Below are 18281 nucleotides of genomic sequence, written 5' to 3'. Positions count from 1 at the left end.
TTCAGACGGCTGCCTGCGCGCCGGCGGCTCGCGTCTCGAAGCGGTACGTGCCGGAGCCGAGCCGAAGCTCCAGACCTTCGTCCGCTTGAACGACCTCCGATACGCCCTCGGCCTCTCGCACCGGCCGGCCGGATTCGGTCGATCCTTCCTCCGCCGCGCCCGGCAAGCACACGCGCGCGGTCGCGCCCGCCGGCACCTCGAACTCGTAGGCGAAGCCGCCGTCCGGGCGGCGCGACCAGGCGGAGCGGATCGGACCGTACGGCGAGTCGAGCTCCGCTTCGGCGAACGAAAGCGTGCCGCCCGGCACCGGGCGGAGGCGGATGCTCCGGTAGCCCGGTCCGCTTTCGTCCGCGTCGATGCCCGCCACCGAGCCGAACAGCCAGTCGCCGACCGCTCCGTAGGCGTAATGGTTGTACGAGTTCATGTCCCGGCTCCAGAAGCTGCCGTCCGGCTTGATGCCGTCCCAATGCTCCCAGATCGTCGTCGCTCCCTTGGTGACCGGATACAGCCACGACGGATATTCGCGGCGCTCCAGCAGGCGGTAGGCCAGCTCGGCATGGCCGAAGCGGGTCAGCACATGGCAAAGGTAAGGCGTGCCGACAAACCCGGTCGTCAGCTGATGGCCGCTCTCCTCGACGAGCGCGGCGAGCCGGTCCGCCGCTTGCTGCCGCTGGCCGGGCTCCAGCAGGTCGAACATGAGCGCCAGCGCATAGGAGGTCTGCGTCGGCGCCGCGAGCCGGCCGCTCGGGGTGACGAACTCCTTGCGGAAAGCAGCCTCGACCTGCTCCCGCAGCTTGCCGTATCCGGCGGCATCGTCCGCCTTGCCGATGACGGCGGCCGACTTGGCGAGCAGGCCGGCGGCATGCGCGTAAAACGCGGTCGCGATCAGATCGCGCGGCGTCGCCCCGACATAGCTGTTCTCCTTGGCGTCGAGACCGAGCCAGTCCCCGAAATGAAAGCCGGTATTCCATAAGAACTCGTCCTCGCCTTGAGCGCGGATATACTCGACCCAAGCCTTCATGCTGGCATACTGCTCCTCCAGCATCCGCTTGTCGCCGTAGCGCTCGTACAGCACCCACGGAACGATGACGGCAGCGTCTCCCCAAGCCGCCGAGCTCGCGCCGACGCCCGGCACATCCGGCACGACGAACGGCACGCCGCCGTCCGGCAGCTGGTCCGCCGCCAGATCGCGCAGCCACTTGGCGAAAAACGGCAGCACGTCGCGGTTGTACGTCGACGCTCGCACGAACGCCTGCGCGTCGCCGGTCCAGCCGAGGCGCTCGTCGCGCTGCGGGCAGTCGGTCGGGATGTCGACGAAGTTGCCGAGCTGACCCCAGACGATATTGTCGACGAGCTTGTTCACGAGCGGATCGGAGCAGCGGAACCGGCCTGCCGGCCGCAGATCGCTCGTGATGACGCACCCGATGAAGCGGCCCGGAATCTGCTCCGGCGCGACGCCCTCGACCTTGACGTAGCGGAAGCCCTGGAACGTGAAGCTCGGCTCGAACGTCTCTTCCCCTTCGCCGGAGCAGATGTACGTCACCAGCTGCTTCGCGGAGCGCAGGTTGTCGGTATAGAAATTGCCGGCCGCATCCAGCACCTCGGCATGGCTCAGCGTGACGGCGGCTCCGGCTTTCCCGCGGACGGTGAAGCGGACCCAGCCGACCATGTTCTGGCCCATGTCCAGCACTGTCTCGCCGCTCGGCGTCGTCAGCACCGAGACCGGCACGATCGTATCGACGACGCGCACCGGCTCGCTCTCCTGCGCGACGAGCCGCCCGGCGGCAGGCTCGATCGGCGCGGCCGCCGTCCAGTCCGCGTCGTCGTAGCCGGGCAGCGCCCAGCCTTTCTTTTCCCGCCTCGCGTCATAGCGCTCTCCGTCGTAAATCTCCGAAGCGCGGATCGCGCCGTCGCTCCCTTTCCAACTGCCGTCCGTGCCGATCGTCTCCTCGGTGCCGTCGGCATACCGGATGCGCAGCAGCGCCAGCGCCGCGCGCTCGCGGCCGTAGATCGGCCATTCGCCCCAGCCGATCCTCCCCTTGTACCAGCCGTCGCCAAGCAGGATGCCGAGAGCGTTACCGCCCGAGCGGAGCTTTTTCGTCACATCGTACGTCTGGTACTGCAGCCGCTTGGCGTAGCTGGTCCAGCCGGGATGCAGGCAGGCGTCGTCGGCCGGCTCGCCGTTCACGAGCAGCCGGTACATGCCGAGCGCCGTCGCATAGATCCGGGCCGAGGCGATCGGCCGGTCGAGCCGGAACTCGCGGCGCAGGCAGGCGGCCGGCTCCTTGCCTTCCTCGTCGGCCGGCAGCGGATGCGAGATCCAGCGCGCTCCGCTCCACGGAGCATCGCCGAGCAGGGCGGTCTCGAAGCGCGCCGGCTCGCTCCACGGCGACTCCTCGCCGTCGACTCCCCAAGCCTTGACTCGCCAGACATAAGCCGTGCAGGCTTGCAGCGCCGCTCCTTCGCACCGCGCATGCAGCGAGGAGCCGCCCTCTTGGCGGCCGCTGTCCCAGACGAGGTCCTTGTCCGCGAACTCCTCCCCTCCAGCCGCAACCGCGACCTGGATGCGCCAAGCCTGCTGCAGCCAGCCCCTGCGCTCCGATTTGATTTTCCAGCTGAAGGACGGGCTCGGATCGTCGATGCCGAGCGGGTCGATGCGGTTGTTGCAGGTCAATCCATGCACGTCGATGATGGCCATTGAATTCTCTCCCCTTTTAGGCAGCGCTTACTTGCTACCGTCAGCTTACCTCGCTGCCAGCCGCTCTCCCATAGCTGATCCGGACGAAAAACCATGGTAAAATGGACATAACCATCGACCATTCTATGGCTGCCGATGCCGAAAGGAGGCCGCGCATGAAGCGAAGCCGGCTTACGATGAAAGCGAGCGAGCTGTTCCGTCCGGGGTACCGGATTTTCGTCAACCGGATCGAGGAGCGGTTCGAGACCGCCCTGCACGAGCATGACTTCATCGAGCTGAACTATGTGGCCGAAGGAACCGGCTACCAGTATTTGGGCGGCACCGCCCATCCGGCGGGACGCGGCGACTTCTACGCGCTGCCGGTCGGCGCGTCCCATGTGTTCCGTCCCTACTCGGCGGACAAAAGCCGGCGGCTCGTCGTGTACAACGTCGTATTCCAGCCCGAGCTGCTGGAGGAGATCGCTGCCGCCTCGCCGGAGCTCCGCCTGCTGGAGCGCTGGCGGGACATCGAGGCCGGTCCGCCGGGGGCCGGCCATATCCGCGACGCGCGCCTGAAGCTCGAGCCGCTGTTCGAGCGGCTGCACGAGGAGCATGCCTCGCCGCGCGCCGGCACGCCCGCCATGCTGTCCGCGCTGCTGACGCTGCTGCTCATCGAGTGGCTGCGGCTGCGGGAAGCGGACGCGAGCAGCGGATCCGGACAGGAGCCTTCCCCGATCCATGCGTTCGCCGAGACGATCGAGCAGGTGCGCGAGCAGGCGCTCGGCCCGATCACGCTGCATGAGGCGGCAGAGCGGTCCGGCATGAGCGAGCGGCATTTTCAGCGTCTATTCCGGCGCCATGCCGGCCAGACGTTCCATCGGTTCGTGCAGCGCCAGCGGATCGCCGCCGCCAGCGAGCTGCTGCGCGCGACGGACCACAAGCTCGACACGATCGCCGGCATGGTCGGCTATCGGGACATCGCATCGTTCAGCCGCGTGTTCAAGCAGATCGAGGGGCGGACACCGGGGAGATATCGAAGCGAGGCTTTCAACGCCAAAAAACCCCTCCCAAGCGAGAGGGGGTGAAATCGAAGCTATTTTACGACTGGGAATTCGGCCCGACGGGCTGCAGCCACTCCAGCTTGATCGCGTCGCCGACGGGACGGGTCCGCAAGCCGAGCGACTTGAGCCGCACCACTACCTGTTCCTGGTACTCAAACAGTGGAGCTCCTTGAAGATAGGCGGAGGAGCGGTCGAGCGTCACCGGCTCCCTTCCCGGAAGCTCGAACGTATATCGCGTATCTACTTGCTTGATATACGGCAAAAACGCACGAGCGCGCACGTAGGGCTCGCCATTCAAATAATAAAGCGGGTATTCATTGCCGCCGCTGGCGTTCGGGTGCACCTCGAACAGCTCCGATTCCAGACGGAAAGCTCGTGATCGCTGCATGATTTTTGCCAGCTGCTCCCGCGAGTAGGGCGCATCGCTTGCGTTTCTCAGCAGCTCCTCCAGCAAGTCGATGATTCGAGACAGAGCCATCAGCAGCAGTCCGCCGAACAGGCCTCCGGCAAAGGCCGGCCATTGCCCCGAAAGGAGGGCGAACGCCCCGAATGCCAGGAGCACCACGCCGCCGACGACGAGTAAAGCTTGCATCGCGCCACCTCTTCCTTTTATTTCCTATTGGAAGTGTAGCATGGCGAAACAGCAGCCGTACAGCATCCGCTGCGCCTTTTGTCCCCTCGAGAGCTGCTTCGATCCGTCTAAGCCCGCATGCTTTCGTCCCCCAGCTGCACCAGCACCTTGCCGAAGCGGCCCCCTTGGCGGACCCGAACACGGCCCGACGGATAGGCTTTCTCTAGGTGGCCGGCAATCGCCCGCTCCACCTCGTCATCCACGGTCATGCCGCGGCCTCTCAGCAAGCTTCTCATTTCCTGCAGCGCCTCGCCCCATGACAGCTCGCTCATCTTCGATTCCCGCGTGACGAGCGAATGATAGGCATACCCCTTGAGATAAAGCAGATGCTGGAGGAAGCCCATCTCCCGATGGAGTCCGACCTGCAGCGGCTCGCCGGTGACGAGCGGCCAGATCTCCTCGGCGAGGCTATGCCCTCCCGCGCTCGCGGGCAGGCTGATGTAGGCATAATGCCTCGCGCAGGACAGGATCTTCTCCACCGCGCTCCAATCGTGCAGGACGGGGCACATCGAGACGAAAACAAGATCGAACGCGCCCTCCCAGCCCCGCTCGCGCACGTCGATCTCCTCGAACGGGGCAGCCGCGATCTCCAGCCCGCTTGCGCCCGCGCGCGCCGCGTTCTCTCTCAGCAGCCGGACGAGCGGCGGGGAAGGCTCCACCGCCGTGACGGCGGCTCCGCGCTCGAGCATCGGCACGGTGAACACGCCGGACGCCGCGCCGACATCAAGGATGGACATCCCTTTGAAGTCGACGCCCTGCCCCTCCAGCCATCCGAGGATGCGCTCTGTCCTTCTTCTTCCTTCCTCGCTGAAGGAAGATTGATCGAACGTCTCCGCTTTGTCGTCAAAAGCTCGGGACGGCTGGATGCCGGCTTTTTCCTGCTTTGCCCGCACGAGATCCCCTCTTTCCTTCCACGCCTGCTCCCACACCTTGGCATCATCAAGCTCTTTCATCGTCAAGCCCCTCTCATTGATTCTATTATGGATATCTAATATCTATAATAGATGAGTTCATTCCGATGAGCAAGCGCCTCGCTTCGAAACAAGCCGCAAAAAGCCGTTTCCAAAGCTTTGGCAAGCTTCGGAAACGGCTTATTTTTTCGCAATCGGCTGCCCTGGCAAGCCTTCTTGAACGCGATGATCCCTTTCGACGGTTCTTTATTCTCCGAGGAACTTCTCCGTAAAGAAGTCGAGCTGATACTCCAGGCTGAGCGGATCGTTGAAGTAGAACGCCTTGGCGTCGGCCTCGTACACATGCCCGTTCTTCACGGCCGGGATGTTCTTGTACGTTTCCGTCTCCTGGAACGAGTTGTCCTCTTCCGAGTTTTTGCTGAAGATGATGTAGTCGCCCGAGTAGTCGCCCAGCACCTCGGTCGATACGGCCAGGTAGCCGTCCGTCTTCGTCGCTTCCTTCACCTTTTCAGGGATGTTCAGCCCGAACGGCCCGTAGAGAAGCTCCGTGCCGCGGCCGAAGTTGTAGCCGTATACGTACAGCTGCTTGTTGAACGTCTCGAGCACGGAAACGGTCGCCTTGTCGCCGATCTTTGCCCGAATCTTCGCTCCGGCTTCCTTGGAGCGCTTGTCGAAGTCCTCGACCCACGCCTTCGCCTCGGCTTCCTTGTTCAGCAGCTTGCCGACCTCCAGCTGCAGGTCCAGGTAATCCAGCTTGCCGTAGGTGAAGGTGACGGTCGGCGCGATCTGCTTGAGCTTGTCAAGGTTTTTGGCATCCGTCGTGCCCAGGATCAGGTCGGGCTGCAGCTCGATGATCTTCTCCACGCTTTCGTCCGATACCGCCTCGACATCGGCCAGCTTGTCCTTGAAGTTCGGATTGTCCTTGGACATCTCGTCCGCGCCGACAAGCGGCACGCCCAGCGCCATGACGTTGCCCGTCAGGAACCGGGTCAGCACGACGACGCGCTGCGGATGCGCCGGCACCTCGACCGGGCCGCTCTCGGATTGATAAACGATCGTCTCGGAGCCGCTCTCTCCGACAGCCCCCGCGTTGGATTCGTTATCGGCCGCCTCCTTGCTGCCGCAGGCTGCCAGCAGCAGGATCGCGCTCAATGCGATCGGCATGAAAAGCTTCTTCATGATGACTCTCTCCCTTTTCTCTCGCTGTCCAAACTGACGATGAAAATCATTATCAGTCGCTATCGCTAGTATAGGGAGACTCCCTCGGCCATGCCATAGCTTTTTAAGGGAGGAACCGCATGCACAATTGGCTCACTGGCGCCAGTTGGACATTCAGGCTCGGAACGGCTCGCCGAGCAGCAGCTGGACCGCGCGGCGAAGCTGCAGCTGGATCGAGACCGGATTGTACGGAATCCAGTCGTCCTCCTCCGCTCTATAGACCGCTTGCCGCTGCACGGCTCGCAGCCCTCGCCACGCGTCCGATTGCAGAAGCTCCTCCACATGGCCGATAGAGCCGTGCTTGTCGGGCACGGAGATGAGCAGGAGCCGATCGCCGTCGCACCGTCCCAGCTCGGACAACCCGACCTCCATCGAATGGAACTGGTCGATTCGGCGCTCCATCTCCTCGCGCACCGGAGGCGGAGGAAGCATTCCGAGCGAACGGTAGAACACATACCCCGCATTGCGCGCGCCGTAAGCCAGCAGCCGCCCGGGCTTGGCGACCAGGATCGAGACGGTCTGACCCGCCAACCCCCGTGCCTGCACGAGCTCCCGCGCCGCCCGCTCCTCCCGGTCGAACGCCTCCAGCCACGCATCCGCCCGCTCCGTCCGCTGGACCGCGCGGGCAATCAGGCTCAGCTGATCCTTCCAGCCGATCTCCATCCACGGAATATCCGCGAGCGGCGCGGCGACGCGCAGCCGGCTGGCGCTCTGCCCGTACCGCTCCAGATGCGGCGAGGCGCCGACGATCAGCTCGATCCGGCTGTCCAGAAGAGCCGCTCGGATCGTCTCGGGCGGCTCGTCGGCGGCGATCAGCCGGGAAGCTCCCGCAGCCGGGACCTCCGCCTCCGGCTTCAGGAACTCGCTGCTGTCCGCGATCAGCAGCTCCGGCTCCACGCCGAGCAGCCGCAGATGGACGGCGTAGGGAGCGAGCCAGGCGGCGACCCGTTCGACCTTGCGGCTGCGGAATTCGCTCGGCGAGCGCCCCTCCTGCAGCTTGAAGCGCCGGCTCAGGTAGAATTCGTCCTTGTAGCCGACCTTGTGGGCGATGTCGCGCAGCGAGTCCGCGCCGCCAAGCAGCAGCTCCTTGGCCCGGTTGATCCGCAGGCGCGACCAGTAGTCGCTCGGGGTGAAGCCGGTGTGCAGCTTGAACAGCCGGGTATAGTGGGACGCGCTCACGCCCGCGATCTCGGCCAGCCGCTCGCGCGTCACTTCCTCGGCGAACCGCTCCTCCAGATAAGCGACGCTGCGCTCCATCGAAGGCAGCTCCGCATCAGGCGCCTGCTTCGCCTGGCCGTGGGGAAGCAGGCGGAGCAGGAGCTGGTGGAACAGGAGCTGATTCTGGACGTGGCGGATTTCCGTGCGCGGCAGCCGGTGGACAAAAAGCTCCTCCAGCTGAGACGCCAGCCCAGCATCGCCGGAGATGCGCCGAGGCTGCCGGACGGCGTCAAGCGAGCTGGGGCGCAAGCCTCCCGGGCCATCCACGGCTGCGGCTCCAGCCATCCCCGTGCCGATGACGAGCAGGTAAGCATGCAGCGGTCCGCCGGGACCTCCTCGGAGCTCGGCAGCCTCCTCTGCCGGCAGCAGCAGCGCCTCTCCCGCGCCAAGATCGTAGGCGTTCCCGCCCGCCTGCAGCGTCCCGCTGCCGTCCCGGACCGCGAGCAGCGACGGCGACGCTTCCTTCCACTTCTGGACGGGCGTATTCGCCGTGCAGTAGACGGACCGGATCCGCTGCGCGGAATAGAGCGGAAAACGGAGCTTTTCCCACTCCGATCCAAATGTCTGGTCCACCGTCAAATCCCCTCTTCAAGCCGGGACCGTGGCGCCGAAAGCCGCCCTTTTCCCGCGTTTTCCCCTATCGTAGCATATCAAGCGCCGGGAACAAACCGAGCGCCAAAAAGGAGCCGGCATCCCGGCTCCTCGGTCGTTCCTGGCTCTAGTGTTCTCTCGGATGCCGCTTCCGCAGCTCGCCGACGTATTCTCCCCGTCCCGTCTCCGCCAGCCGCTTGGCGTAGCGGGCCAGATTCCCCTTGGCGTGGTACGGGCCGCCTTCCTTCATGACGGTCCAGAGTGGATCGACGTCATGGTCCATCGTCATCATCATGCCGTCGTGCCAGTCCAGGAGCCGATGAGCGGCTTCCCGGCACAGCTCGGGACGCTCCGCTGCGAGATCGCGCTGCTCGTGCGGGTCCTCCTTGACGTTGAACAGCATCTCCTTGGCGAAAAGATGGTAGCCGTCGTGGTACGTCCGAATGTACAGCCAGTCCCCGAAGCGGACGCTGCGCTGGCACACATGCGCGCATTGGGACAGGACGAGCGCGTCGCGTCCCGTCTCCTCTCCGTCCCGCACGGAGGCGGCATAGCTGCGGCCGTCCCACGACGGCGCCGGCTCCAGCCCGATCAGCTCCGCCATCGTAGGCGGCAGATCGAGATGATAATGAAGCCCCCGGTCGACCGTGCCGCGCCCGCTGACGCCCGGCCAGCGGACGATCATCGGGATCCGGCATGTGGCCTGGTCCGCCGTGCCGTGCTCGCCGTAAATGCCCAGCTCGCCCAGGCTCTCGCCATGATCCGCCGTCACGATGATGACGGCATCGTCCAGCACGCCTTTGCGCCGCATGGCGTCCAGGATCAGGCCGATGTTGTCGTCCATGTGGCGCACGCCGCAATCGTAGCCGTCGATCATGCGCCGCAGATCGTCCCGGTCCTTCAGCTCGCCGGGATGCCGAGGATACTCGGGGAAGGTCTGGCTGTCATACATGTTGATTTCGCGGGCGCCGTGCGGTCCGACCTTCTCCCGATGCTTTCGGAACGCTTCCTCGGTAATCCAGTCCGGCAGCGGCTCGTCGGCGAAGGGGTTGCCGAACGCCTCCGGCGCCCGGTAGGGCGTATGCGGGTCCCAGTAGTTGACGTACAGCATCCAGTCGTCCTGCTCCGCATGGCGCTCCAGCCAGTCCAGCACGACCGGCGTCACCTCCTCGGCGGACTCCATGCCGCCTTTGCCGGTGTTGTGGATCTCGTTGAAGCCGGCATAAAACGTCCACGCCGAATGCCGCTCGCCGAACGGGCTGACGAGCGCGGTCTTCATGCCCGCCTTGCGGAACAAGGCCGGGAAGCTGTCGCTTGCCAGCCGGCTGCGGAAATCGCGCGACTCCCCGTCATGGCGCACGTCGGCCGCCGTGCCGCCATGCCCGACGACGCCGTTGTGGATGCCGAACCGTCCGGTCATGAGCGCGGTGCGCGAAGGAAAGCACGGCGCGTCGGAAGTGTAGTAGTTCTCGAACCGCACGCCCTCGGCGGCGATCCGGTCGATATGGGGCGACGTATTCCGAGGGTACCCGTAGCAGCCCAGATGGTCGGGGCGGGTCGAATCGAGGTCAAGCAGCAGGATGCGCATCGTCTTCTCTCCTTTTATCGGGCTTGGGCGAGCTTTCCCTATGGCCTGCTCCGAGTATAGGAGACGAACGCGGAGCACGTCGATGTAAGATCCGATTCCGGGAGGTACGATTCAACGATGACCTTTTTTCGAGCTCGGACCCGCTCATGCGGAAAATGGTATACTGGCAAGGATCGATTACGCGATGAAGGTGATTCCATGCTGCGTTCCTTGTCGGTACATTTGGATGATTTCATTCCGGGCTGGCGCACGCAGTCCGAGCGCATCCCGTACCATGTGCTGATTCTTGTCCTGGAAGGAAATGTATCCTATCGCATCGACGGCCGGGACTATGTCGCCGAGCCGGGAGACCTGCTGCTCGTGCCCGCAGGGACGCGCCGTGCCGGCAGCACGCATCCGTCCGGGCCCCATCGGAAATTCACCGCTACGTTCACCTTCGATGCCGAGGCCGGGGGCGCGGTTCCGCTGCTGCGGGAGAACCGCTTCATCCGCTTCAAGCCGCGCCACTTCCCGTATCTGGAGCAGCGCTTCGAGCGCCTGTTCGAGGAATTCCGGAGCAGCGAAGCCTACGGGACATTCGTCTGCGAGGCCATCCTGCTGGAGCTGCTCGGCCTGGCGGCAAGGGAGCTGGACAAGCCCGAGCTGACGCCGATCCAGGCTCGGTACGCCGAGCGGATGAAGCGCCACCTGATGGAGCATTACCGGGAGCAGGTGGAGATCCGGGACCTGGCCCGGCTCATCGGGCGGTCGCCCAACTATGCCGCCTCCGTCTTCCGGGAGACGATCGGCCTGTCTCCGATCCGCTACGTCCATCAGCTGCGGGTGGCCGAAGCCGGACGCCTGCTGCTTCATTCGGATATGACGGTCGCCCGGATCGCCGAGTATCTCGGCTATTACGACACGTCCTATTTCTTCCGGATGTTCAAAAAGCATACTTCCCTGTCGCCGACCGACTATGTCGCGCGCGGCGGCCGGCGGGACGGGCGTCCTCCGCTCGCCGACTGAATCCGCGCAGCGCCAAAAGACCCGCCGCGCGTAAGGCGCGGCGGGTCTATTCGGCGTGACCGGCCTCAGGGGAGGACGTCCGCGGCGACGCGGAAGCCCATGTTGCCGGTGGAGCTGTCCGGCGTATTGCCGCTTCGCGCGGCGACCCGGTAGCGGTTGCAGTAGGAACGGTGGCACAGGTACGAGCCGCCGCGCGTCGAGCGCTTGCCGGTCGGCTCCGTCTGATGCGGGTTGACGGGATCGGTGCTCGCGTGGTAGCTCGGGCTGAACCAGTCCGCGCACCATTCCCAGACGTTGCCCGACATGTTGTACAGGCCGTATCCGTTCGGCTCGTAGGCGTCGACGGGAGCCGTTCCGACATACCCGTCGGAGGCGTTGTTCTTGACGGGAAACTTTCCTTGCCAGATGTTGCACCGGTGCCGGCCGTCCGGCCTCAGCAGGTCGCCCCACGGGTACGTCCTGCCCTGCAGGCCGCCGCGGGCCGCATACTCCCATTCCGCCTCCGTCGGCAGCCGCGTGCCCGACCAGGCGCAGTAGGCCGCCGCGTCCTGCCACGAGACGTGGACGACGGGATGGTCCAGCCGCTCCTTCCCGATCGACGAGTCCGGCCCTTCGGGCCTCGACCAGCATGCCCCTTCGACGACGAGCCACCACGGGACGCCTTGAGGCACGCTCGCCACCCGCCGACGGGTCTGCTCCGAGACGAGCAGATGAAAAACGAACGACCAGCCGAAGCGCTCCGCTTCGGTCCGGTAGCCGGTCGCCTCGACGAACTCGGCGAATTCGCGGTTGCTTACGGCGCAGGGCGCGATCCGGAACGGATCGACGCGCACGAGCCGGGGCGGCCCTTCGCCGTCGGAGGCGAATCCGTCGGCATCGCTGGCCCCCATCTGAAACTCGCCGCCCTCCAGCCGCACGAGCCGCTCGCTCCGCGCCGGAACGACAGGCGAAGGCGTGCGCTCGAGATCCGGCCCGGCCGCCGCCTGAGGCCCGGAGGCCATGCGCGAGGCGCTGCAGCAGGACGAATGCATGTCCATCGTGTGACCTCTCCTTTTGTCCGATTCCGTTGCCCGGATTCCCGCCGGCGCCGTCAGCTGTAGAGAGCGACGCCGACGAGTCCTGACACGATCATAACGGAAACCGGATGCTTGCGGTAGACGAGAAGCGCGATCAGCGCTCCGGCGAAGAGCAGCAGCTGCGAAGCCGCGAACCAGGAAATCGTCTCGAGCATGCCGCCGCTCTTGGCGAACGATACGGCCGCATAGGCGATGAGTCCGGCGACGGCGGGGCGCAGGCCGTATAGGGAGGCTTGCACCCAGCGATTGTCCCGATACCGGAAAAACAGCGTGCCGAGCAGCAGGATCAGCAGCAGCGAGGGCAGGACGATGCCGAGCATGGCGACGATCGCTCCGGCGTAACCCGCGACTCGATGGCCCGTCAGCACGGCGATGTTCGCCGCCATCGGTCCCGGCGCGATGCCCGCTAGGCCGACCTGATCGGCGAACTCCCGGGCCGTCATCCAACCGTGCCGGTAGACGATCTCATGCTGCAGCAGCGGCACCATCGCATAGCCTCCGCCGAAGGAGAACAGCCCTGCCAGGAAAAACGCGATAAACAGTTCGATCAGCTGCATGGCTGGCCTCCGGTCAGATCATGTATTCAATTTCATGCTCATCGGAACGCCGGGCCGGAATCCGGCCTTTGTTCAAGCGCATGGCCGCGATTCCCGCGGCCGCTCCTCCCGCAAGCACGAGCAGGGGATGGACGAGCGGCTGTCCGAGCAGCATCGCAGCGGCTGCCGCGACGAATATAAGCACGGTGATCCAGTCCACGAGCGCCGTTCGGCCGACTTTATAGGCCGCATAGACGATCAGCGCCACGACGGCCGGACGCATCGCCGTCAGCGCCGCCTCGACCTTGGGATTGCCCCGTCCGGCCAGGAACGCCATCGACAGCGCGAGCACGATCGCGAACGTCGGCAGCAGCATGCCGGCCAACGCGGCGACGGCTCCCCGCACGCCGGCCATGCGGTACCCGATGAGCGTCGCCGCATTCGCTCCGATCGCTCCGGGCACCGTCTGGGCGACCGCGCACAGGTCCGCCACGTCCTCGGAGCTCAGCCAGTGCCGCCTGTCGACGACCTCGCGCTCGATCAGCGCGACCGAGGAATAGCCTCCGCCGAAGGTCAGCGGTCCGATCTTGAGGAAACTGACGAAAAGCTTGCCCGGCAGCTTGAATCCCGGTTCGTTCATCGTCTTCACCTCCATCCGCATCAGTATATCATCTTAATTCCATTTTGGCATTAAGTTATCAACGAGAGCTGATTCTTCGTTCCAAACCCCTCTGAAACAACTCCCATTCCGGCCTTTTCCCCCTTCTTTCGCTTTTGGACGACTCCACTTTATTTGAAATTAACCTAAAGTTGCATTTTTCGGCGGATGCTCGTCGTCTTGCACGATGGTCTTCCCAAGCGAATTCCGTTATACTGACCTTAATCCCATCCCGATACAAGGAAAAAATCCATGAAAAACTCTTCCGATCGCCGTACCGATCCGCCAAAGAAGCGGATCCATGCCCTCGTCTCCTCGATGGGCACCGCGTCGAAAGCCGAGCTGCTGCCCGCCTCCGGGATGACCGGCAGCTCGCTCACCCGGCTGCTGGACGAGATGGTCGCCGAGAAGCTGCTGAGCGCTTCCCGGCTCGGACCGTCCAGCGGCGGCAGGAAGCCGATCCTGTACGAGATCAATCCCGAAAGCGGCTATTTTTTCGGCTTGGAGATTTCCCGCCGCACGTCCTCGCTCGGCTTTTTCGATGCGAGGATGAACGCCAAGGCGCTTCTCCACTGGCGGATGGACGAGGCCATGACGCCGGAGCAGCTCGTCGATTTTGCCGCCCGCAACATCCGCTCCATCCTGTCGGACCACCGGATCGAGCCGAGCCAAGTCCGAGGCATCGGCATCGGAGCCGTCGGCCCTCTCGACCGCAAGCAGGGACTGCTCATCGCGCCCCTTCATTTTCCGGCACCGGGATGGAAGGATGTTCCGATCTGCCGCTTGCTCGAGGAGCGGACCGGCATTCCGGCCCGCCTGGAAAACGGCGCCAACGCCGCCCTGCTAGGGGAGCGATGGGCGATGCGCGGCGACAATCCGCAGCATCTGCTCCATGTGCATGCCGGCATCGGCATCCGCACCGCGATGATGTCCGGCGGCAGCCTCGTCCACGGCTCGGTGGACATGGAGGGCGCCGCCGGACAGATGATCATCCATATGGACGGTCCGCGCCTGCACTCGGACGGCAATTACGGCGCGTGGGAGGCGTTCGCCTCCGTGCAGGCGATCGAGCGAAAGGCGCAAGCCGACGCCAAGGCCGGCCGGCGCGACGTTCCCGGCGCCGCCGCGGTTCCTCCGGAGCGGATCACGTACGACATGGTGCTGCAAGGGCTTCATGACGGCAGTCCCTACGCCCGCGAGATCTTTCTGCAAGCCGCCGTTCATCTCGGCATCGGGCTCGCCAACCTGATCAACGTCCTCCACCCGGAGACGGTGCTGCTCGGCGGCGCCCTCATCCGCTCCAGCGACCACGTCTACCGGACCGCCATCGAGACGGCCCGGCGCAACATCTATTACTCGCCCCACTACTCGCCCGTATTCTCCAAAGGCGTCCTCCAGGAGGACGCCGTCGTCGTCGGAGCCGCCTTGACCGTATGGCAGGAGGAGCCTTGAACCCGAAACGCCCCGCCGGAGCCGCTGCATACGCGGCTCCGACGGGGCGTCGTGCGTTATGGTTTAGGCGCGCCATGCGCCGCTGCTGCGGACGACCGGCTGTCCGCTCGGATTTCCAGGCTGAACGGGGCAAGACAGCACGGCCCGCCGCACCGCTTCGTCTCGCTTCTTTTCGTTACGGTCCTGTGCTAACCGACGGCTCGGGCGGCTCATTCCACCGCGTTCCACGCCTCCAGCATGAGCTCGCCCACAACCGCCGCGCCGGCGATCGACCCGAGCGCCGCCGCTTGAATCGCCTGATAGCGCGCCGTCATCGCATCTCCGGCGCAGTAGACGCCGGGCACGCTCGTCTGGCCCATCTCGCTCGCCTCGACCGTGCCCGCCTCGTCGGCGCGGCAGCCGAGCCGCTGCGGCAGGTCGGAGCCCGCCGCCAGCTGCGGAGCGAAGATCATGCCTCCGAATGGCTCGCTCGTTCCGTCCGTCCATTCCACCCGCTCCAGCATCCCGTCCCGCGCCTGCAGCCGGCGGATCGTCCCGGTCCGCACCGCGACGCCATGCGCCTCCAGCTCAGCAATCTGGACTTCGTCCAGCCCTCCCTGGCCGTTCGTCAGCACCGTCCGCCGCGGCGACCAGGCCGCGAGCAGCTTCGCCATGTGCATCGCATGCTCGCCGCGGGCGAGAATCGCCAGGCTGCGCTCCCGCATCTCCCAGCCGTCGCAGAACGGGCAGACGAAGGCGCTGCGGCCGTAAACCTCCTGCAGACCCGGCACGTCGAGCGGAAGGTCCTTTTTGCCCGTGGCGAAAATCAGCTTGCGCGCCTCATATGTCTCGCCTTCCTCCGTGACGATCCGAAACCGCCCGTTCTCGCCTGCGGCCTCGACCGCCTTGCCCGCCCGCACGCGGACAGAAGGATACGGAGCGAGCTGCTCCAGTCCGATGCGGCGGAATTCCGTCGGCGAGATGCCGTCTCGCGTCACGAAGCCGTGGCTCTCCCGGGTCACCCGGTTGCGCGGCTTGCCCTCGTCCAGCAGCAGCGCGTCGCGCCGCGCCCGCCCCAGCACGAGCGCCGCGCTCAGACCGGCAGGACCTCCTCCGATGATGATCGCATCCAGCCTCTTGTCCGCCATTGCTCAATCGCCTCCATTGTAGAGTAATAATATCTATAATTGACCCGAAACGATCCCGCCTCTACTCGCGCTCGAAGCGCCTGCGAGGCGGGAATCGAATCAGGATAATGCCCTCTGCTCCTGCTGACGGGCGAGATCGGCGATCGTAACGGAGGCGAGATGCGCCTCCATCCTATGCTCCGCTTCTGCCATCGCCTGATGGATGAGGCAGCCGGGATGATGGTGGACGCCGCTGCACTCGTACAGCGACGTCTTGCCCTCGATCGCCTGGATGATGTCGAGCAGGGCGATGTCTCCTGCGCTGCGCCGCAGCCGGTAGCCGCCCGATACGCCGGGCGAGGACTCCACGAGTCCGTCCTTGACGAGCTTCGTCAAAATCTTGGACAGATACGTCGGGGATACCTGCATCCGCTCGGCCAGCGGTCCGACGCCGACGCGTCCTTCCCGTTCGCCGAGCGCGAGGAAAAGCATCGTATGCAGCGCGTAATCCGTCGCTTTGGAATATTTCATTCGCTATCGCCTCTTTATTACAGACTTCACGGGTCTATATTAACCCGATTTTGGCAAAAGCGCAACTTAAAAAGCCGGCAAGGGGGCTTTCGCATCCCGCTGCCGGCCCATCCGAACCTTGCACGAGAAATCAGTCCCCAGCGGTCCCCGGCTGCGCTCCTTGTCCTCCGCTCCCCCAGCGGATCGCCCAATTCTCCATTTCCCTCAGCGCCGCCTGGAAATCCCGGCCCTTATCCGTCAAGGAATATTCCACCGTCACGGGCACGCTTGGATATACCTCGCGATGAACGATTCCCGTGCTTTCCAGATGACGAAGCACGTTCGTCAGCGACTGCGTGCGCACGACCGCGACATCCCGCTGCAGCTGCTGGAATCTCCGCGGCCCTTTATAGAGCTCCGCGATGACAAGGATGGACCATTTCGCCCCCAATATTTCGAGCACCGAGCAGATATGGGGATGATGCGATTCGTCCTGGCTCCACCCTCCCTCCTCAAGCTCCTGCTCTTCGATTCCTTCCTGCTTTTCGATTCGCTCCTGCTTTTCGAGTCGCTCCTCCATTGCCTTTCCTCTCCTTTGCCGTTTCGAAAGGAAGTCCATTCCGGTGGACTACGTCCAAACGCTTTGCGAACTTACCTAAATAAAGAAACTTAATTATAATCCAATCAGACAAAAGGAAGGGAACGATCTCCATGAAAACAAACGCGTTTACGATCTACCTGCTTGCCCTCGGCGTGTTCCTCACGGCGACGTCGGAACTGGTCGTTTCTGGCATTCTACCCCGCATCGCCGAGGATGTAAATATTTCCTTGGCCGTCGCCGGACAGCTGATCGCCGCTTATTCCTTGTCGTTCGCGATCGCGACGCCGCTGCTCATCGTCGCGACGAGCCGCATGGACCGCAAGCCGCTGCTGCTGTGCTCGCTGGCCGTCTTCATCGCCGGCAGCGCCTGGTCCGCCTCGAGCTCGAGCATCGAGTCGCTGATGGCGGCCCGAGTCGTGCTCGGCGCCAGCTCCGGCATGTTCCTCGTCGTCTCTCTCGGCATCGCCGCCAAGCTCGTTCCGGCCGACAGGCTCGGACGCGCCATCGGCACGATCATCCTCGGCTTCAGCAGCGCGATGATCCTCGGCGTGCCGCTCGGCGTCGCCATCGCCGACTGGCTGAGCTGGCAGGCGATCTTCATCCTGCTCGGCGCTCTCGCCGCAGCCGTCGGCGCCGTCATGTTCCGCCTCATGCCCGGAGTGGAGGGCGACGAGCCGGTTCCGTTGTCTCGCCAGCTGAAGCATGCGGGCAGCGCAGTCATTTTGACGGCGTTTTTGATCTCGCTGCTCCGTGAAGGAGGAAATTCCGTCTTCCTCACCTATATCTCGCCTTACCTGCAGCAGATGCTGGAGTTCCGAACGGCGGATATCGCGTTTTTGATGCTCGCTCTTGGCTTGGCCGGCGCTTTCGCCTCCCGGCTCGGCGGCGGCCTCGTCGACCGCTGGGGCGCCGCTCGTACGCTTGGAGCTTTCCTTGTCCTGCATGCGCTGGGCATGGCGCTCTTGCCGTTCTTCGCGTTCTCCACGCCGGTCGCGGTCGGACTGATCGCGATCGTGTTCATCGCCTTGTTCGCATCGGGCCCTGCCGTCCAAAGCTACATGATCCAGCAAGCGCCCAAGTCGGCCAACCTCGTGCTCAGCCTGAACACCTCCGTCATCCATCTCGGCATCGCCGGCGGCGCCGGCGCGGGAGGATGGCTGATCAATCGAACGGCCGAGGTGGAGTTCCATCCTTGGCTTGCGGCATCGCTGATCGCGCTCGGCTTCGCGGCCGCGCTGGCCAGCTTCGCGCTGGGTCGCAGGGCTCGGATTCGGGCGGACCGGCGAAGCGCGGCTTGAATTCAAATAAGGGCAAGGGCTTGTCCCTTGGCTGCCCTGCTTGGATGGACGGAACAGGCGCAGCGAAAAAAGAGCCGAAGCGAGGGCAGCCTCCGCTTCGGCTCTGCTCGTCGATCTGACCTAGGGCGTGTTTGCAAACCCGCT

General features: G+C 64.7%; 16 protein-coding genes. 4 read left to right on the top strand and 12 right to left on the bottom strand.

The genetic code is table 11. The features are described 5' to 3' along the window. Window position 1 precedes the first annotated feature (1 nt). On the bottom strand, window positions 2–2698 hold the full coding sequence (locus B8V81_RS18160; protein ID WP_101808914.1) for a glycoside hydrolase family 78 protein: 2697 nt from the start codon (window positions 2696–2698) through the stop codon (window positions 2–4). Window positions 2699–2853: 155 nt separating this feature from the next. On the opposite strand from B8V81_RS18160, the gene B8V81_RS18155 reads away from it, so the two are divergent. Next, complete coding sequence (locus B8V81_RS18155; protein WP_028597840.1) at window positions 2854–3762, top strand: AraC family transcriptional regulator; 909 nt, start codon at window positions 2854–2856, stop codon at window positions 3760–3762. Between the two features lie 13 nt (window positions 3763–3775). Here the strand turns inward: B8V81_RS18155 and B8V81_RS18150 are convergent, their stop codons facing one another. The 5 genes from B8V81_RS18150 to B8V81_RS18130 all read right to left on the bottom strand — a co-directional run bounded on the left by B8V81_RS18150 (window position 3776) and on the right by B8V81_RS18130 (window position 9895). Further along, on the bottom strand, window positions 3776–4330 hold the full coding sequence (locus B8V81_RS18150; protein WP_028597839.1) for a hypothetical protein: 555 nt from the start codon (window positions 4328–4330) through the stop codon (window positions 3776–3778). A 107-nt stretch (window positions 4331–4437) separates the two neighbouring features. Next, window positions 4438–5322: a class I SAM-dependent methyltransferase gene (locus B8V81_RS18145; RefSeq protein WP_028597838.1), complete on the bottom strand. Its 885-nt coding sequence runs from the start codon at window positions 5320–5322 to the stop codon at window positions 4438–4440. Window positions 5323–5526: 204 nt separating this feature from the next. Further along, window positions 5527–6459 (bottom strand): iron-hydroxamate ABC transporter substrate-binding protein, encoded by a 933-nt coding sequence (locus B8V81_RS18140; protein ID WP_028597837.1) that lies wholly within the window; start codon window positions 6457–6459, stop codon window positions 5527–5529. 153 nt (window positions 6460–6612) lie between these two features. Continuing rightward, window positions 6613–8289: a helix-turn-helix domain-containing protein gene (locus B8V81_RS18135; RefSeq protein ID WP_043110980.1), complete on the bottom strand. Its 1677-nt coding sequence runs from the start codon at window positions 8287–8289 to the stop codon at window positions 6613–6615. A 145-nt stretch (window positions 8290–8434) separates the two neighbouring features. Continuing rightward, window positions 8435–9895, bottom strand: coding sequence for a sulfatase family protein (locus tag B8V81_RS18130; RefSeq protein ID WP_028597835.1), 1461 nt, complete (start codon window positions 9893–9895; stop codon window positions 8435–8437). Between the two features lie 198 nt (window positions 9896–10093). Here B8V81_RS18130 and B8V81_RS18125 point away from each other — a divergent pair, with 198 nt between their 5' ends. After that, entirely contained in the window at window positions 10094–10900 is an 807-nt protein-coding gene (locus tag B8V81_RS18125; protein WP_101808912.1) for a helix-turn-helix domain-containing protein, read from the top strand. A 65-nt stretch (window positions 10901–10965) separates the two neighbouring features. Here the strand turns inward: B8V81_RS18125 and B8V81_RS18120 are convergent, their stop codons facing one another. Genes B8V81_RS18120 through B8V81_RS18110 form a run of 3 tightly spaced genes read right to left on the bottom strand, consistent with a single transcriptional unit; the run spans window position 10966 to window position 13152 of the window. After that, window positions 10966–11937: a formylglycine-generating enzyme family protein gene (locus tag B8V81_RS18120; RefSeq protein WP_043110979.1), complete on the bottom strand. Its 972-nt coding sequence runs from the start codon at window positions 11935–11937 to the stop codon at window positions 10966–10968. Window positions 11938–11990: 53 nt separating this feature from the next. Next, window positions 11991–12533 carry a chromate transporter gene (locus B8V81_RS18115; protein WP_028597833.1) on the bottom strand — a complete coding sequence of 181 codons (543 nt, stop codon included), beginning with the start codon at window positions 12531–12533 and terminating at the stop codon, window positions 11991–11993. A gap of 13 nt (window positions 12534–12546) precedes the next feature. Next, window positions 12547–13152, bottom strand: a complete 606-nt coding sequence (locus tag B8V81_RS18110) for a chromate transporter (RefSeq protein WP_101809456.1) — start codon at window positions 13150–13152, stop codon at window positions 12547–12549. 270 nt (window positions 13153–13422) lie between these two features. Here B8V81_RS18110 and B8V81_RS18105 point away from each other — a divergent pair, with 270 nt between their 5' ends. Further along, window positions 13423–14622: an ROK family protein gene (locus B8V81_RS18105; protein ID WP_028597832.1), complete on the top strand. Its 1200-nt coding sequence runs from the start codon at window positions 13423–13425 to the stop codon at window positions 14620–14622. Between the two features lie 209 nt (window positions 14623–14831). Here B8V81_RS18105 and B8V81_RS18100 read toward each other — a convergent pair whose 3' ends face one another. From B8V81_RS18100 to B8V81_RS18090, 3 genes are all read right to left on the bottom strand, one after another. After that, complete coding sequence (locus B8V81_RS18100) at window positions 14832–15749, bottom strand: NAD(P)/FAD-dependent oxidoreductase (protein WP_028597831.1); 918 nt, start codon at window positions 15747–15749, stop codon at window positions 14832–14834. Between the two features lie 99 nt (window positions 15750–15848). After that, window positions 15849–16259: an RrF2 family transcriptional regulator gene (locus tag B8V81_RS18095; protein ID WP_101808911.1), complete on the bottom strand. Its 411-nt coding sequence runs from the start codon at window positions 16257–16259 to the stop codon at window positions 15849–15851. A 130-nt stretch (window positions 16260–16389) separates the two neighbouring features. Beyond that, a complete protein-coding gene (locus B8V81_RS18090) occupies window positions 16390–16818 on the bottom strand; it encodes a winged helix-turn-helix transcriptional regulator (RefSeq protein WP_101808910.1) in 429 nt (142 codons plus the stop codon). 131 nt (window positions 16819–16949) lie between these two features. Between B8V81_RS18090 and B8V81_RS18085 the strand changes: the two genes are divergently transcribed. After that, a complete protein-coding gene (locus tag B8V81_RS18085; RefSeq protein ID WP_101808909.1) occupies window positions 16950–18137 on the top strand; it encodes an MFS transporter in 1188 nt (395 codons plus the stop codon). The last annotated feature ends 144 nt before the right edge of the window (window positions 18138–18281 follow it).

This window comes from Paenibacillus pasadenensis (genome assembly GCF_002864175.1).
GTDB lineage: Bacteria > Bacillota > Bacilli > Paenibacillales > Paenibacillaceae > Paenibacillus_O > Paenibacillus_O pasadenensis.
Note: the sequence above shows the minus strand (reverse complement) of the source record. Positions and strands in the feature narration are given on the sequence as shown.